The organism is Sphingobacterium sp. UBA7253, from assembly GCF_002472745.1.
GTDB lineage: Bacteria > Bacteroidota > Bacteroidia > Sphingobacteriales > Sphingobacteriaceae > Sphingobacterium > Sphingobacterium siyangense.
In genome coordinates this window covers 1-17,002 of record NZ_DKSP01000203.1, presented here as the reverse complement: position 1 = coordinate 17,002, position 17,002 = coordinate 1, and the positions used below count along the sequence as shown (strand labels likewise).

The window sequence follows — 17,002 nt, the reverse complement described above, 5'->3', positions numbered from 1 at the left end:
CCCAAATTGGCAACATAAAAATTATGCTACGATGATATTAATCGTAGTATTGCGCTCAAATCGAACTCGAAATGGCCTAATATTAAATTTGGAGCAAAGGGTTATATTGGTATAAAAAAAAAGAGACAACCGATATTCGGCGTCTCTTTTTGTACCTAGGGCGGGAATCGAACCCGCACTCCCTTAACGGGAACAGGATTTTAAGTCCTGCGTGTCTACCAGTTCCACCACCTAGGCAGGTGAGCGAAAAACGAGATTCGAACTCGCGACCCCAACCTTGGCAAGGTTGTGCTCTACCAGCTGAGCTATTTTCGCATTGGAATTATTATTCTTTCAATCTGTCAGAACCTTGCGTTCTTCCTTTTTGGTGGTGCCAGCTGGATTCGAACCAGCGACACAAGGATTTTCAGTCCTTTGCTCTACCAACTGAGCTATGGCACCTTTTCAATTCAGCTGTCTGCCTTATTGATGATGCAAATATAGACGGATTATTTGAATTACGAAAGCTAAAAGCGCTTTTTTTTGCGTTTAAGCGCCAACCTGCTGATTTTTAAGGAAAAAAAATAAGGGGCTATTCGTGTAGAATAGCCCCTTTATAGGATATTGGTCGAGTTGATTAAGACAATTTACCAACTTCTAATACCAAGTCAACGATTTTGTTTGAATATCCCCATTCGTTGTCATACCAAGATACAACTTTAACGAAGTTATCATTCAATGAAATTCCTGCTTTTGCATCGAAGATTGATGTACGTGCATCACCTAAGAAATCTGAAGAAACAACTTCGTCTTCAGTATAACCTAAGATACCTTTCAATTCACCTTCAGAAGCTTCTTTCATTGCAGTTTTGATTTCTTCATATGAAGCACCTTTGTTCAAACGTACTGTTAAGTCAACAACTGAAACGTCTGCTGTAGGAACGCGCAATGACATACCTGTCAATTTACCTTTCAATTCTGGAAGAACCAAACCTACTGCTTTAGCAGCACCTGTAGATGAAGGGATGATGTTTTGGTATGCACCACGACCACCTCTCCAGTCTTTTACTGAAGGACCGTCTACAGTTTTTTGTGTTGCGGTAACCGCATGTACTGTTGTCATCAAACCTTCAACGATACCAAATTTATCGTTTAATACTTTAGCGATAGGTGCTAAACAGTTTGTTGTACATGAAGCGTTTGAAACGATGTGTTGATCAGCTTTCAATTCTTTGTGGTTTACACCCATTACGAAAGTAGGGGTGTCGTCTTTCGCTGGAGCAGACATCACTACTTTTTTAGCACCTGCATCGATGTGTTTTTGAGCCAACTCTTGAGTCAAGAAGAAACCTGTAGATTCGATGATTACTTCAGCACCTACTTCATTCCATTTCAAGTTTGCCGGATCTTTCTCAGCTGTAACACGGATAGTTTTTCCGTTAACAACCAAATTACCGTCTTTTACTTCTACAGAACCGTCAAATTTGCCATGTGTTGAATCATATTTCAACATATAAGCCATATAATCTGGTTCAACTAAGTCATTGATACCAACAATTTCAATTTCTGGACGATTGATAGCCGCTCTAAATGCTAAACGACCAATACGGCCAAATCCGTTAATTCCAATTTTCATATTCTTAATTTTTATTGATATAATATTTAATTAAATTATGTATCGGTTCTTTTACAACAGTACCAATACTGATATTAAATTCGTCTGTGGCAACTTCCCGAAGCAAGTGCTCATAATTAAACGCTACTGAACCCGTAAAGTTTACGTCACTGTCCGGATATTCTTTCATTAAGGGCTTGATGTAGGTTTTTATAAACGTACGAAGCCCATTTTTAACCAATTGACTAATGAATAGATGATCCTTATTTTCGAGGACAAAGTCTGTAAATGAATTCAGAAAATTTGTCGGTTGTGGGGAAATATACACCCTTTCCAAAATGGTTTTCTTATCGATGTTAAATTCTCTTTCCAGTTTGTCCCGCAGATCAACAGGTAAGGTATCCGTCATGTAATGTTTGAGCAGCTGCTGGCTATTCCAGTTTGTCGCCCCCTCATCGGCCAGAATATAACCTAGACCATAGTTATTGTCAATGATTTTTTTCCCTGTATAATAAGCTGCATTTGATCCACTCCCAATGATGCCAATAATTCCTCTTTCGTCGCCGAAAGTGGAAATTGCCGAAGCAATGACATCATGATCAACCCGTACGCGCGCATTGACGAAAAAACGTTCGAGGACGTTTTTTATTTTATCTTTACGTTCCTTCGACGAAGATCCCGCTCCGAAAAAATAGATCCGTCTGATTTTTTCGGCGTTGTTGATCAGGTTGGTGTTTTTATGCAAATGCTGTAGTATGGAGCGCTCATCTTGAAGATAAGGATTGATCCCGTTCATGCGGAACCCCGTAGTGATCCGCCCCTTGTCGGCCAATCTCCAGTCTGAAAATCGAGATCCACTATATACTACTGCTATCATGTCTGTTCAAATTACGATTATAAAATCTCAGCCATTTCCAATAAATCAGGGCTAAGTTTAATTTCCTTATTGCTGATTGCTTCTTCAATTGGAGTTGTCTTGATTTCATTACCACGAAGCCCAACAGTAACTCGTGTGTTTCCGGCCAATAATTCATTGACAGCAGCAAAGCCCAATCTACTCGCAAGCACGCGGTCGAAACTCGTTGGAGAACCACCCCGTTGCAAATGCCCTAATATACTAACTTTCGTGTCGTAATGATCAAACTTTTCTTTTACTTTTTTTGCGACATAATAAGCACCACCATTTTGGTCGCCTTCTGCAACAATAACAATAGACGACGATTTCTTCTTAATGGCACCGTCTTCCAAATGACGGATGAGGTCGTCAATAGCCGTTTCTTTCTCTGGAAGTAAGATTGCTTCGGCTCCGCCAGCAATACCTGCATTCAAAGCAATACAACCTGAATCCCGGCCCATTACCTCAACAAAGAAAAGACGTTCATGTGACGCCGCAGTATCTCTGATTTTATCAATAGCTTCAATGACTGTATTGTTGGCCGTATCATAACCGATGGTATAATCAGAACCGTAAAGGTCGTTATCTATTGTACCGGGTATACCTATAATAGGTATCTCAAATTCTTTGGAGAAAAAATTAGCCCCTGTAAAGGTACCGTCACCACCAATAACCACCAATGCATCCACACCGGCAGCGATCAGATTGTCATAGCCTTTTCGACGGCCTTCCGGCGTCTTGAACTCCATGCAACGCGCTGTTTTTAATATCGTACCACCACGTTGTATAATATTGCTGACCGAACGCGTATCCATTTCTATGAAATTTGCATCGATCAGACCTTGGTATCCTTGATAAATACCCGTTACTTGCAATCCCTTATGTAATGCTGTTCGAACAACAGCACGAATACAGGCATTCATGCCAGGAGCATCACCTCCCGACGTCAATACACCTATTTTTTTAATTTCTTTTATCACACGCTATATTTTAGGTTTTACGAATATAAGATTTTTATAGTGTATATTCTACACTTTGAATAAATTTTTCAATATTTTTTTGCGCATCACGTTTAGGAAGCGTATAATTGTTACAGATAACCCGATGATTAGTAACCGCTAAATTTAGCTCAGTATATTGCACATAAATAAATTTAGAAGTTTTGTATAGTAATTTTACCGTTGACTGTGTCATATTAGGCTTTCACGAAGGAGAATTAAAAGTTCTTTTGGCCGAAAGAAATGAATATCCTTTTAAGGATTGGTGGGCATTGCCAGGTTTTTTCGTGGATAATGACGAAGAGATGGAAGATGCCGTAAAACGAATTTTGTATGAGAATACAGGTTTGAAAGATGTATTTATGGATCAACTGCATTCCTTTGCCGGATTAAAACGACATCCAAAAGGGCGCATTCTGACGGTGGCCTATTACGCCCTCGTACAGCTGGACAATACCAAATTGAAAACCAAACCTGTTACAAATTATATGAAACAGGCGAAATGGTTCCCTGTTCGGAACGTACCAGAACTGGCATTTGACCATAAGCAGATTTTGGACCTCTGTCTGGAGCGATTGCAGCGGCGCCTTGCTTATAAGCCCATTGCTTTTGAGCTGCTGCCCGAAAAATTTACCCTCACTCAGTTACAGCTGGTGTATGAGGGAATCTTGAATAAACCACTCGATAAACGCAATTTTAGAAAGAAAATGCAAAATTACGGCTTTCTAAAAGAGCTCGACGAAGTGCAGACTGGAGTTGCCTATCGTGCAGCACGGCTCTATAAACTGGATAAACGAAAATTCTTAAAACATTTTCAGAACACGGTCGCATTCTAACAGATCTGTTCGTATAATAAAAGGCAAACTCTCGAGTTTGCCTTTTTTGTTGTCAGGTTAATATCAAAATTATTACAATTTCAAAATTTATTTTGCCCAACATGTTACTTTTTATATTTTTGAACAATTTTTGATAAAAGTCAGAAAGTAGAAAGGAGTTTTTTGAAGAATGGAAGATAGAAAAGATCAAATCATTCATGCGGCGATAAGACGCTTTATGCATTATGGTTTTAGTAAGACTACGATGAATGAAATTGCGGAGGATATAAAAATTACCAAAGCGAATTTGTACTACTATTATTCGGAAAAGAATGCACTTATACGGGATGTGATTGTGCGTTTGACGGATGAATATAGGGAAGAGGAGGAGAAGATGGTGGCTGTGCACGTGGGCACTACTTACGAGCTGATTATGAAAATACTGGAACTGCGCGATGCATTTGTCCGGAAATACTATATGTTGCACATGAACGAAAATCTGGAATGGATCAAGGGACTTTCCATGCAGGATTTTTTTCAATGTCTGCACGACCGCGATGTGAAAGCCTTGTTTGAGATCCTTGAGGTCGGTGCCGGAAAAGGTGAAATCGATGGAGAGCATTTATACGAAACGGCCGAAATCTATGTGGAATTGATGAAGAGCTTATCCTTGATGTGCAATATTTCCGATATCATTTCGGGGATTCCAAATCAGGATCGTTTTGATGAAGTGTTGCAGAAACAAAAGCTGGCTACCAAGCTGTTTTTTAATGGTATAAATAAAAAGTAGATATAAAATTAGGACAAATAAATTAGGAATGAAAACAATCAGAATACTAGCCAGCCTTTTATTAGGTACGATGGTTTTCCAGAGTCATGCACAGCAACAATTGAGCTTAAGTGATGCGATTAAATTTGCTTTGCAGAACAAAAAGGAAGCTAAAAAGGCAAAGTTAGATCTCGAAAACTCGCAATACCAGATTGATGAGGTTAGGGGTAGCGCGTTGCCACAAATTACAGCAAATGGTTCCTTAAAATACAATGTGTTAATTCCAGAAATGGTATTGGAAGCCGGTGGTCAAACTCAAAAGATTAAAATGGGACAACCCTGGAATTCAACAGCAGTGGTTTCTCTGAATCAGCAGCTTTTTAATCAATCGATCTTTACAGGGTTGAAAGCTGCCAAGACAACAAAAGAGTTTTACCAAATAAATGCGCAGTTAACAGATGAACAGGTGATCGAAAAAGTAGCAAATGCTTACTATGATATCTACCAAGAACATCTGAAACTTCAAACGATAGAAAATAACTTGCAAAGTACCACAAAAACGAAAGATGTGACGGAAGGACTTGTGAAAGCTGGTCTTGCAAAAAAAATAGATTTAGATCGCTTGGTGGTCAATGTGAATAACCTGGAGGCACAGAAACAACAAACAACCAACGCCGTACAGATCAAAGAAAATGCATTGAAATTCGCAATCGGGAAGCCGATCGAGGAAGATATTGAATTATCTGAAGAGACTTTTGATATTAATGCAGCATTGGCCGTGGAATCGGATAATGTAGAAAATAGGACCGAGGTGCAGTTGATGAAGAAGCAAATTGAACTTTACGAACTGAATAAGAAATCGAAAGTTGCTGATCTATACCCTAAATTATCCTTAGGTGGAGATTTTGGTTTTAATGGATTTGGTAAAGGGTTTCCAATTGTTGGTGATTTTAGCTGGCCAAAGACCTCGAGCATAGGTTTAAATCTTTCGGTGCCAATCTTCACGGGAGGAACAACAAGAGCAAGAATCAACCAGGCGGATATTCAGATTAGACAAGCACAGGTTGATCTTGAAGATACCAAACTGGGTCTAAATCTAGCGAAAGAAAATGCCAAATCACAGATCAAGATCAGTTTGCTGACGATCGACAATAATCGCCGAAATGTTAAATTGGCTAAAGGTGTTCTAGATGATACAAAAAACAATTTTAACAATGGTTTAGCAACTTTAACAGAATTACTTGACGCTGAAAAAGCACTAGCTGATGCAGAAAATAATCTAAATACGAGTTTGTTGAACTATAAAGTAGCCGAAGTACAGATTATTAAGGCGAACGGCGAATTAAAATCACTAATTAAAGAATAATTGACTAATACAATATGAAACGCGGAATTATTACCTTACTTATTATTGCTGCTGGTTTAGCAGGAATATTTTTTGTGTTAAATAAGAATAAAAAGAAAAATGAGGCCGAAACTGCGGAAGTAGCCAAAAAAAATGTGGCTATTGCTGTGCGTATCGATACAGCAAAAGTATCTTCCATGGATTTACGCTATACTGCTAACGGAACATTTTCTCCGAAACAGGAAGTAACGGTTTCGGCTGAAACTGCCGGCCGGGTAGTGAAAGTATTGGTTGATGAGGGTTCTCATGTGAGTGCGGGACAGACTTTGGCGATCATCGAGGGTGATAAACTGAATGTGAACGTGGCGAATGCGCAAGCGGCTTATACCAATGCGCAGGCTGATCTGCACCGCTTTGAAAGTGCTTTTTCTACGGGAGGTGTAACCAAACAACAGTTAGATCAGGTGAAATTGCAATTTGAGAATGCGAAAAATAACTTAAAAGCTTCTAAATTGAATGCTGGCGATGTAACCATCAAAACGTCGGTATCGGGTATTATCAATTCACGTAAAATCGAACCGGGGACTTACCTGAATGTCGGTGCTGCGGCCTTCGATATTGTGAACGTTGCTACGTTGAAATTGCGTGTCAATGTAGACGAAAAGAATGTAGCGACCTTAAAGATCGGTCAGTCTGTTGATGTGACAGCGAGTGTGTATGCAGATCAACGCTTTACCGGTAAAGTAACTTTTATTGCACCTAAATCGGACGGTAGTTTAAATTTCCCGGTGGAAATCGAGGTAAATAATGCATCGAACCAATTGCGTGCCGGTATGTATGGTACGGCCATCTTCGGTGAAGGTGTTGCCAGCAATACATTGATCGTACCACGTAATGCTTTTGTGGGTAGCGTGAGCGACAACAAGATCTTTGTGCTGAAAAACGGTAAAGCAATCGAAACAAATGTCAAATCGGGTAGAAACTTTGGTGATTACATCGAGATCTTAGGTGGTTTGCAAAATGGCGATCAGGTGATTGTTTCGGGTCAGATCAATCTATTTGACCAAAGTCCTGTAGAGATTATTAAATAGAGCATACTGTAATCAGTAGCAGATGCAACTCCGGTTGCATGGCTATTAAAAATAAATTATTCGAATGAAAATTACCGAAATATCGATAAAACGCCCCAGTATAATTATCGTATTATTTATAATACTGACATTAGGCGGGTTGTTTTCTTATACGCGATTGGGCTATGAATTGGTCCCTAAATTTGAAATTAACGTCATTACGGTACAGACGGTCTATCCGGGAGCTTCACCTGCAGAGGTTGAGAGTTCGGTGACAAAAAAAATAGAGGATGCCATTTCATCCCTGGAAAGTATCAAAAAGGTGGAGTCGACTTCGTTGGAAGGGGTATCGATTGTCATGATCACCCTCAACAACGGTGCGGATGTCAACTTCCTGCTTACGGATGCTCAACGGAAAATCAATGCCGTGATCAACGATTTGCCGGATGATGTAAAGACACCTTCACTCTCCAAATTTTCCCTGGATGATGTGGCCATCATGAGTTTGGCCGTAACGTCCAACTTATCGGAGAAAGAACTCTATGATCTTTTGGATAATAAAATCCAGCCGGTCTTTGCGCGGATCAATGGTGTTGCAAAAGTAGACCTGATCGGTGGTGAGGAACGTGAAATCCAGATCTCTGTAGATCCGAAGAAAATTGAAGGTTATGGACTGACAATTTCTCAGGTACAGCAAATAGTAGCTGCATCCAATCTCGATTTCCCGACAGGTAACGTAAGTACCCGCGATAACCGGACAACCATCCGTCTTTCGGGTAAAGTAACTTCGATCGAGGAGCTGCGTAACCTCCCGATCACAACGCCGGCAGGGGTGCAGATCTATCTGCGCGATATCGCCGATGTACGGGATGGTATCAAAGAGATTGAAAAAGTAGCCCGTCTTGACCGTCAGAATACAATCTTATTGCAGGTCTTTAAACAGTCTGATGCAAATGCGGTAGCGGTATCTGAAGCGGTCAAGAAAACGATTGCTGTACACGATAAAAACGGAAAAGTAATTAGCGGTGTAGAGAAGGATTATGCGGCACAGAATATTAAAATTCTAGTGGCCAATGACTCTTCAGAATTTACATTGAATGCGGCCGATAACGTGATCCACGACTTAATGATTGCCATTGCATTGGTGGGCTTTATCATGTTGTTCTTCTTGCAGAGTTTACGTAATGCGGCGATCACCATGGTGGCGATTCCTTTATCTTTGATTGCTACCTTTATTGGCTTGCTTTTAATGGGCTATACCCTGAATTTGATGTCTTTACTAGGTTTATCCCTGGTGGTCGGTATTCTTGTGGATGATGCGATCGTTGTTATCGAGAATATTCACCGCCACATGGAGATGGGTAAAAACAAGGTGCGTGCGGCATTTGATGGTGCTTCGGAAATTGGATTTACAGTAACGGCGATCACCTTGGTTATCGTGGTGGTGTTCCTTCCGATCGCGATGTCTACGGGCTTGGTGGCCAATATCCTGGCGCAATTCTGTGTGACTGTAATCATCTCGACTTTATTATCCTTATTGGTGTCATTTACGGTAGTACCTTGGTTATACTCGCGTTTCGGTAAATTGGAGCACTTGAGCAAAACATCTTTCTTTGGCCGTATTATTCATGGTTTTGAAAGCGGTTTGAACAGCTTCACACATTGGGTTGCAGGATTGTTAGTTTGGGCCTTAAGAACCTGGAAAACCAAGGTGGCAACTTTATTTTTAGCAATCGGTTTACTTTTTGCATCATTTATCCTGATCGCTAAAGGTTATATCGGTTCGGACTTCTTCCCGAGTATCGACCGTAAGGAGTTTTTCATCCAGTTGGAACTCGATAAAGACGCTTCCCTGGAGAAGACCAACTTATTGACGCAGAAAGCGGAGGCTTATATTAAATCGAAACCCGATGTCAAAGAAATTATTACGACAGTGGGGCAGTCTTCGGACGGTATGGCTTCGACAACGGGTTCGCGTTACAAATCGGAGATCCACGTGATCCTCGACAAAGAAAATTTTGAAGGCAACTCACAGGTGTATTCAGCGACGCTGAAGCGTGAATTGGAAAATAAACTGATCGGTGCAAAAATCAAAACCGTCAATGTGGGTATCATGGGAGCGGAGCAGGCACCATTGAAGCTGACCATTATCGGTGCTTCTGTCGAAGATGCACAGGAATTTGCAGAGAAGGCGGCAGATCAATTGCGCAAGATCCCTGGAGCAGCGGGTGTCAAATTAACTTCTGAAGCGGGTAATCCCGAGATCAATGTGAAGATCGACCGTGATAAAATGACCTCTTTGGGACTGAATGTCTCTACTGTGGGTATGACGATGCAAACGGCATTTTCAGGAAACACGGATAACAAATACAGAGCCGGCGATAATGAGTATGATATCAATATCCGCTATGCGGAAAATGGTCGTGCCAATATCGACAACGTGCGTGATCTGAAATTTATCAATAATCAGGGTGCTTCCATTTCTTTGGATCAATTTGCCAATGTAACTTATGGCTCGGGACCTACTTTGTTGGAACGTCGCGACAAGTCGCCGGCAGTATCCATTCAGGGACAGGCCATCGGTAGACCAATGGGTACCGTAGCGCAAGAGTGGCAGGCACAGTTTGAAAAATTGCCGCGTAAACCGGGAATCGTCTTTATCTGGGGTGGTAACATGGAGAACCAAACCGAAGGTTTTGGTACTTTGGGAATTGCCTTATTGGCATCTATTATCCTAGTATACTTGGTAATGGTTGCTTTATACGATAGTTTTATCACACCATTTGTGGTCTTGTTCTCGATTCCATTGTCGTTTATCGGAGCCCTGTTATTCTTGGCTTTGGGAAATCAGACCTTGAATATCTTTACGATTTTGGGTATCATCATGTTGATTGGTCTAGTGGCCAAGAATGCGATCATGCTGGTTGATTTTGCCAACCATCGTAAGGAAGCTGGCGATAACACGCACGATGCATTAGTGGCAGCCAATCATGCACGTCTTCGTCCGATTTTAATGACGACAATTGCCATGGTATTTGGTATGATTCCTATTGCAATCGCTACTGGAGACGGTGCCGATATGAATAGAGGTCTTGCGATTGTTATCATCGGTGGTTTGTTATCTTCTTTATTTTTAACCCTGGTTGTTGTACCAGTGGTGTACTCCATTTTTGACAGTCTTCAACGTCGTTTTGGAAAGAAAGAAAAGACAAATTATGAAGCCTTGATGAAGGAGGATTATGACCATGTAGATGTGGCAGAACATTAAAAAATAATACATTATACAATAGAAAAAGGCGACTAATAAAACATTAGCCGCCTTTTTTGTGTTAATTCTAGGTTAATCAATCGATTGCGTAGATATTTTTTATTACATTGCGGCGCATTAACAAAATATACACTTAAAATTGAGACATACATGTGTGGAATTGTAGGATACACAGGTTATCGTCAGGCGTATGGTATCGTCATTGACGGATTACAAAAGTTAGAATACCGTGGTTATGACAGTGCTGGAGTGGCATTGCATAAAGGTGAGCAGATCGATGTTTACAAAAAAACAGGTAAAGTCGCAAACTTGGAGGAGTTTGTATACGACAAAGATCTACAGTCGACCACAGGGATAGGCCACACCCGTTGGGCTACCCATGGTGAGCCTTCTGATCGGAATGCACATCCGCATTATTCCAATAGCGGGCATATTGCGATGATTCATAATGGCATCATTGAAAACTATGCTTCCTTAAAATCAGAATTAATCAATAAAGGTTATACATTTAAAAGTGATACCGATACAGAGGTTCTGGTCAACTTTATCGAAGAGATCCAATTGCAGAATGAATGCTCTTTAGAAGAAGCGATTCGTATTGCTTTGAAACGGGTCGTAGGGGCCTATGTGATCCTTGTATTGGAGGCTGGCCATCCGGATCGTATTATTGCAGCGCGTAAAGGAAGTCCTTTGGTGATTGGTATCGGTAAAAATGAACATTTTTTGGGTTCAGATGCTTCCCCGATGCTAGCATACACCAAAGAAGTCGTTTATATCAATGACTACGAACTGGCCATTATCACTCCGGAGGAGTTGATCCTTAAAAATCTGGGTAATGAGCGCATCACGCCTTATGTCCAAAAATTGGATCTGGAGTTGTCGGCTATTGAAAAAGGTGGCTTTGATCACTTTATGTTGAAAGAGATCTTCGAGCAACCGCAAACGATCTTTGACTCTATGCGTGGACGTCTGGATCTGCAATCCCATCAGATTACATTGAGTGGCATTGAAAAATTTGCGAATGAGATCAGCAATACCAATCGCATTGTGATTGTTGCCTGTGGTACGAGCTGGCATGCCGGACTTATTGCAGAATATGTTATTGAGGAATTATGCCGTATTAATGTTGAAGTTGAATATGCATCGGAATTCCGCTACCGTAATCCGGTTATTCATCCGGGGGATGTTATCTTGGCGATTTCCCAAAGTGGTGAAACGGCTGATACATTGGTTGCATTGGAAAATGCGAAAAAACAAGGCGCTATCATATTGGGTGTTGTCAATGTTGTTGGCTCTTCTATCGCACGACTTTCGGATGCAGGTGCCTATACACATGCTGGACCTGAAATCGGTGTGGCGAGTACAAAAGCATTTACGGCGCAATTGACTGTATTGAACCTGATTGCCTTAAAGATTGCTTCTTTGAGAGGCTCGATCAGCGAAGAACGTTATCAAAAACTTGCACAGGAATTAAATGAGGTGCCTGAAAAGGTCGAGTGGATTTTGGATACGCAGGTTGATAAAATCAAAGCCATTGCGAAAAAGTATAAAGATGCCCGAGATTTTCTTTTCTTGGGTAGGGGGTATAATTTTCCCGTTGCCCTGGAAGGTGCGCTTAAACTCAAGGAAATTTCCTATATCCATGCCGAAGGTTATCCTGCAGCAGAAATGAAACATGGACCTATCGCATTGGTTGACGAGAACTTGCCGGTTGTTTTTATCGCTACAAAAGATGCTTATCACGAGAAGATTGTTTCAAATATTCAGGAGATCAAAGCGCGTAAAGGAAAGATTATATCGGTGGTTACCAAAGGCGATGCTGTTTCAGAAAATCTATCGGATGATTTTATGGAAATTCCGGAGGCCGATGAGATCATTGCTCCATTGATTTCGGTTGTACCATTGCAACTGCTATCGTATTATATTGGTGTAGAGCTAGGCTTGGATGTGGACAAACCACGTAACCTGGCGAAGTCGGTAACTGTAGAGTAAGGAGGCCGATGAGTGTATTGAAGAAGAAACCTTTGGAACAGCTGGGATATGGATTTATCCCAGATGAGTTTATTCCAACAGGACAAGACGAATATACCCTGCGCTTTCAGCAAAACCCGCGTAATGACTACCGTGATCTGACGGAAACAGAGGTTAAACACTTGATTAACAATGGAAACTGGTCCGGCGACTGGTCCAAGGTCAAAGTATCGGCAGTCTTTGATCCGAATCAGGTTCAGCACTGTAAATTCTATGGTCTGGTCCGTATTGGCAATTTGAGTCCGAGTTACCTGGATTACCGCAATTTGCAGTTGCCCATTGGCCTGTATCATTCGACGATCATCAGTTCGGACTTTGGCGACGATGTTGCTGTCCATCATGTGGGCTACTTGTCCTACTTTATTGTTGGTAATGAAGTGCTGTTGAGCCAGATCAAGGAAATGGAGACCGGTAGTACAGCCAAATTCGGTAATGGTATTCTCCGTGATGGTGAAGAGTCAGAAAAACGGATCGAGCTGGAACTCTGCAACGAAAATGGTGCCCGTTCGGTTTACCCTTTTGACGGTATGCAGGCTGCAGATGTATACCTTTGGACCCGCAATCGACATGATCATGCTTTACAGCAGCGATTTGGAGAACTGACTGATCAGAAATTTGGAAGTCAACGGGGTTATTACAGCCAGATTGGCGACCGTTGCGTCATCAAAAATACGTTAACGATCAAGAATGTCAAAATCGGAACTGATGCTTATATTAAAGGGGTCAGTAAGCTGAAAAATGTAACCGTCAATTCCTCACAGGAATCGTATACACAGATCGGTGAGGGTTGTGAGCTTGTTAATGGAATTATTGGCTATGGCTGTCGTATATTTTACGGCGTTAAAGCTGTACGTTTTATCCTGGCTTCCTATTCGCAGTTGAAATATGGCGCGCGCCTGATCAACTCTTATTTGGGAGACAACTCGACAATTTCCTGTTGTGAAGTATTAAATTCCTTGATTTTTCCAGCACATGAACAGCACCATAACAACTCGTTTTTATGTGCGGCATTGGTGATGGGCCAAAGTAATATGGCTGCTGGAGCAACCGTAGGATCTAATCACAACTCCAGAGCTGCGGACGGTGAAATTATTGCGGGACGTGGTTTTTGGCCTGGACTCTGTGTGAGCCTAAAACACAACTCCAGGTTTGCATCGTATTGCCTTATTGTAAAAGGGGATTTTCTGCATGAACTGGATATCAAGTTGCCTTTTACCTTAGTGAGCAATGACGTACAACATGATCAACTGGTCTTGATTCCGGGGTATTGGTTTATGTACAATATGTATGCTTTGGTACGGAATGCCAATAAGTATGCGGCGCGGGACAATCGACATTTTAAAAACCAATATTTTGAATACGATATGTTGGCACCGGATACGGTGAATGAAATGTTTGAAGGGATGGATATGCTGGCCTTGGCCGTGGCAGATAGTCTCCACACTGCAGTTGGGAAGGATAAGCACGAACGTATTGTTGCGGGCCGGGCACTGCTTGCCAACAACATGGACCTAAAAGATCAGACAATTGTGCTGCAAGGAGCCGAAAATTCACGAAGACCGACTGTTATTCAGAAGGTTGGCGAGGCTTATCATTTATATCGTTCGTTTATTAAATACTATGGTGTACTGCACCTGATGGATGCGCTCGAGGAAGGCCTGTCACTGCAGGATATTATTGAAGCCTTATCGGGTAGATCGCGTACGAGCTGGGAAAATATAGGTGGACAGCTGATCGAAAGCAATGCCCTGCAAACTTTCCTAGATGACGTCAAATCAAAAAAAATAGATTCATGGGATGGTATTCATGAATTCTATCACGATAAAAGTAAAGCATACCCCTTAGATAAACGTGAACATGCACTCTTGTCTTTAATAGAAATCTTAAATTTGGAAGGTATGGTTTTATCAACAGATAAAATTGTATCTTTGTTGGATCAGGCGCTTGGACACCGGATCTGGATTGGTGAACAGATTTATAAATCCCGTGCCAAAGACTACAAAAATCAGTTCAAAAACATGGTTTATGCCAATGATGAAGAGCGTGATATTGTGGTAGGAAAACTGGAGGAAAATTCTTTTATCAATCAACAACAAAAAGAATTAGAGATATTTAAGATAAGGGTTGCTAATTTGAAAGGGCAATTTTAAAAGAAAGGCTTCCGCTCGGAAGCCTTTTCTTTTTTTGTGAACCACGTATTAACGGTCTTGACAGTTGGTAATGTCCCCAAAGTGGTTTTGTATATTCTTTTTCTGCGATAGCTAGAAGCGGTCAAACTTTGATTTCTTCCTGCGCTGTGAAGCGCACATCGCAGATCCCTAGTCGTTGATCTTATCAAGTGGTTTGCGTTTATTGTCTTTGATCTGCTTAAAGTGGCTTGGCGTCAATCCGGTTACTTTTTTGAATTGATTGCTTAAATAAGCAACACTGGAGTAATTGAGTTTATAGGCAATTTCACTCAAGGTAAGTTCATCGTAAACCAATAACTCTTTGACATATTCAATTTTCTGGCCGATGAAGTATTTTTCGATGGTTATGCCTTCAACATCCGAAAAAAGATTGGAGATGTAGTTGTAATCATGGTGCACTTTCGTGCTGATGATTTCGGAAAGATTAAGGGTGGTGTCGTTATGTTGATTACGGATAAGATCCAATACGACATGTTTTACCTGTTCGATGATGACAGTTCTTTTATCGTCAATCAATTCAAAACCAAGTGCCGAAAAATTTGAAGCGAGTTGCTTGCTCTCTGCTTTGGTCAGCTCTTCTTCAATCTCAACCTGGCCCAAAGAAATATGCTTAACATGGAGATTGAGCTTAGCCAATTCATTTTCAACAACCATAATGCATCTATTGCATACCATATTCTTTATTGCAAGTTTCATATCTAAATTATTACTGATTTAAGTCTGCATCCAATGGTATTTATGAATGCTTCGCATGTTGTCTTTTAGAGGTCCTATGGAATATCCTGTTGATTTTGTGCAGGTGTATTTAATTCTTGGATGCCGTGCATGCTGTGATGTGGTCATCGGTATTTGTGTTTATCACATTGGATATTCCATCGGAATTATTTTAAATACAAGTTACTAATGTAAACTCAAAAATCGATAATTTATTAGACATGGGGTTGTAATATTTAGGGTTTATCTTGTAGTATTTTGAAAACGAGGTATAGGGTAAAATAGGGGGAACGGCTAAGCGGCCAGCGGATGAGCGTAATGGACGGGCCATTCGGCGCTTTAGCCTTCAGGTCGTTAGGGGTGTGTTCCAGCCAAGAGTTGTTTTAGTTAAGTCTTTATTCCAGTTAGGGTTTTATTTCAATAGCTGCACCTATGGGAACAGCATCAAAAAGTTCGTCAATCTCTGCATTTGTAAGTGCCATACAACCGAAAGTCCAGTCCATGTGGCGCTGCAATTTACCAATAAAGCCTAGTCCGTTTCGAAGTCCGTGGATCTTGATGTCGCCACCGGCCTCTTTTCCTAAACTTTTGGCGTGGGCAATATCCTGTTCATTTGGGTAGGAGACCCCCAGGTTTTTGTGATAGCTGCTATATTGATTTTTATCGTTGATCGTGTAAAGCCCTTCGGGTGTTTTTAAATCGCCTTCAAATTCTTTGGCGCCCACAGGTTGGCCGCCCAATGAAATACGGTAAGATTTTAGGAGCTTTCCCTTACTATAGGCCAATAGTGTTCTTTTTGATTTATAGACGATAAGCTTGTCTACTTTGGCATGCTGATCCAACGTTGGTTCTGGATAAAGATTATAGCCTATCAGGCCCAGGCAAAGTAAGATGACGAGGCTGATTACTGTTTTTAAAACTATTCGACGATTTCTTGGTCGCTTCATCTTGGAGATTGTTAGCTAATGGATAAAACGTTTAGACCGAGTGCCTAACCTAGGGCCCTGCACTCGGCCTACTCATGTATTTTGATGCTGCCTTCTAGAATTCGCGGTCAACATCTTTGTCGCCACGTCCCGAGAGGTTCACAATAGCGACTTTGTTTTTGTCTTTTAGCAATTTCACCGCAAGGGCAACAGCATGTGATGATTCAATGGCCGGAATAATACCTTCCAGTCGGGAAAGTAACTTGTAGGCATCGATAGCCTCTGCATCTGTCACGGGGTGATAGTTTGCACGATTGCTATCTTTTAGCTGGGCATGTTGTGGCGATATCCCCGGGTAGTCAAGGCCCGCAGACACCGAGGTTGACGG

The 17,002-nt window shown here is 41.3% G+C and carries 12 protein-coding genes, 3 tRNA genes and 1 pseudogene; 7 read left to right on the top strand and 9 right to left on the bottom strand.

The window, feature by feature from the left end:
- Nucleotides 1-152 precede the first annotated feature (152 nt).
- The 6 genes from B2X72_RS20760 to pfkA all read right to left on the bottom strand — a co-directional run bounded on the left by B2X72_RS20760 (nt 153) and on the right by pfkA (nt 3,466).
- Nucleotides 153-237: transfer RNA gene (locus B2X72_RS20760), tRNA-Leu, on the bottom strand.
- Between the two features lie 5 nt (nt 238-242).
- Nucleotides 243-315 (bottom strand) — tRNA-Gly (locus tag B2X72_RS20755).
- A gap of 50 nt (nt 316-365) precedes the next feature.
- A tRNA-Phe gene (locus B2X72_RS20750) sits at nt 366-441 on the bottom strand.
- Nucleotides 442-616: 175 nt separating this feature from the next.
- Nucleotides 617-1,615, bottom strand: a complete 999-nt coding sequence (gene gap, locus B2X72_RS20745) for a type I glyceraldehyde-3-phosphate dehydrogenase (RefSeq protein ID WP_070561154.1) — start codon at nt 1,613-1,615, stop codon at nt 617-619.
- 4 nt (nt 1,616-1,619) lie between these two features.
- On the bottom strand, nt 1,620-2,471 hold the full coding sequence (locus tag B2X72_RS20740; RefSeq protein WP_075992907.1) for a hypothetical protein: 852 nt from the start codon (nt 2,469-2,471) through the stop codon (nt 1,620-1,622).
- Nucleotides 2,472-2,488: 17 nt separating this feature from the next.
- Complete coding sequence (gene pfkA, locus B2X72_RS20735; protein ID WP_075994837.1) at nt 2,489-3,466, bottom strand: 6-phosphofructokinase; 978 nt, start codon at nt 3,464-3,466, stop codon at nt 2,489-2,491.
- Between the two features lie 185 nt (nt 3,467-3,651).
- Between pfkA and B2X72_RS20730 the strand changes: the two genes are divergently transcribed.
- The 7 genes from B2X72_RS20730 (at nt 3,652) to B2X72_RS20700 (ending at nt 14,935) form a co-directional block, all read left to right on the top strand.
- Complete coding sequence (locus B2X72_RS20730) at nt 3,652-4,323, top strand: NUDIX hydrolase (RefSeq protein WP_075992906.1); 672 nt, start codon at nt 3,652-3,654, stop codon at nt 4,321-4,323.
- A 169-nt stretch (nt 4,324-4,492) separates the two neighbouring features.
- Entirely contained in the window at nt 4,493-5,092 is a 600-nt protein-coding gene (locus B2X72_RS20725) for a TetR/AcrR family transcriptional regulator (RefSeq protein ID WP_286710225.1), read from the top strand.
- A gap of 28 nt (nt 5,093-5,120) precedes the next feature.
- Nucleotides 5,121-6,437, top strand: coding sequence for a TolC family protein (locus B2X72_RS20720; RefSeq protein ID WP_159332962.1), 1,317 nt, complete (start codon nt 5,121-5,123; stop codon nt 6,435-6,437).
- 14 nt (nt 6,438-6,451) lie between these two features.
- Nucleotides 6,452-7,507, top strand: coding sequence for an efflux RND transporter periplasmic adaptor subunit (locus B2X72_RS20715; protein WP_159332961.1), 1,056 nt, complete (start codon nt 6,452-6,454; stop codon nt 7,505-7,507).
- A gap of 64 nt (nt 7,508-7,571) precedes the next feature.
- The gene (locus B2X72_RS20710; protein ID WP_159332960.1) at nt 7,572-10,754 is read left to right on the top strand and encodes an efflux RND transporter permease subunit; all 3,183 of its coding nucleotides are present in this window, start codon (nt 7,572-7,574) and stop codon (nt 10,752-10,754) included.
- 150 nt (nt 10,755-10,904) lie between these two features.
- Complete coding sequence (gene glmS / locus B2X72_RS20705) at nt 10,905-12,746, top strand: glutamine--fructose-6-phosphate transaminase (isomerizing) (protein ID WP_159332959.1); 1,842 nt, start codon at nt 10,905-10,907, stop codon at nt 12,744-12,746.
- An 8-nt stretch (nt 12,747-12,754) separates the two neighbouring features.
- A complete protein-coding gene (locus B2X72_RS20700; RefSeq protein ID WP_286851313.1) occupies nt 12,755-14,935 on the top strand; it encodes a DUF4954 family protein in 2,181 nt (726 codons plus the stop codon).
- 168 nt (nt 14,936-15,103) lie between these two features.
- On the opposite strand, the gene B2X72_RS20695 is transcribed toward B2X72_RS20700, so the two are convergent.
- The 3 genes and pseudogenes from B2X72_RS20695 to B2X72_RS20685 all read right to left on the bottom strand — a co-directional run.
- Nucleotides 15,104-15,670 carry a helix-turn-helix domain-containing protein gene (locus B2X72_RS20695; protein WP_120334066.1) on the bottom strand — a complete coding sequence of 189 codons (567 nt, stop codon included), beginning with the start codon at nt 15,668-15,670 and terminating at the stop codon, nt 15,104-15,106.
- Nucleotides 15,671-16,092: 422 nt separating this feature from the next.
- The gene (locus tag B2X72_RS20690; protein ID WP_286733225.1) at nt 16,093-16,635 is read right to left on the bottom strand and encodes a L,D-transpeptidase family protein; all 543 of its coding nucleotides are present in this window, start codon (nt 16,633-16,635) and stop codon (nt 16,093-16,095) included.
- Nucleotides 16,636-16,729: 94 nt separating this feature from the next.
- Nucleotides 16,730-17,002 (bottom strand): annotated as a pseudogene (locus B2X72_RS20685) (tryptophan synthase subunit beta); the annotation flags it as partial.

Excerpts from the sequence above, each read along its gene's own strand:
- gap (WP_070561154.1), bottom strand. The coding sequence starts at position 1,615 with ATGAAAATTGGAATTAACGGATTTGGCCGTATTGGTCGTTTAGCATTT.
- B2X72_RS20740 (WP_075992907.1), bottom strand. The coding sequence starts at position 2,471 with ATGATAGCAGTAGTATATAGTGGATCTCGATTTTCAGACTGGAGATTG.
- B2X72_RS20725 (WP_286710225.1), top strand. The coding sequence starts at position 4,493 with ATGGAAGATAGAAAAGATCAAATCATTCATGCGGCGATAAGACGCTTT.
- B2X72_RS20720 (WP_159332962.1), top strand. The coding sequence starts at position 5,121 with ATGAAAACAATCAGAATACTAGCCAGCCTTTTATTAGGTACGATGGTT.
- B2X72_RS20715 (WP_159332961.1), top strand. The coding sequence starts at position 6,452 with ATGAAACGCGGAATTATTACCTTACTTATTATTGCTGCTGGTTTAGCA.
- B2X72_RS20710 (WP_159332960.1), top strand. The coding sequence starts at position 7,572 with ATGAAAATTACCGAAATATCGATAAAACGCCCCAGTATAATTATCGTA.
- glmS (WP_159332959.1), top strand. The coding sequence starts at position 10,905 with ATGTGTGGAATTGTAGGATACACAGGTTATCGTCAGGCGTATGGTATC.
- B2X72_RS20700 (WP_286851313.1), top strand. The coding sequence starts at position 12,755 with ATGAGTGTATTGAAGAAGAAACCTTTGGAACAGCTGGGATATGGATTT.
- B2X72_RS20695 (WP_120334066.1), bottom strand. The coding sequence starts at position 15,670 with ATGAAACTTGCAATAAAGAATATGGTATGCAATAGATGCATTATGGTT.
- B2X72_RS20690 (WP_286733225.1), bottom strand. The coding sequence starts at position 16,635 with ATGAAGCGACCAAGAAATCGTCGAATAGTTTTAAAAACAGTAATCAGC.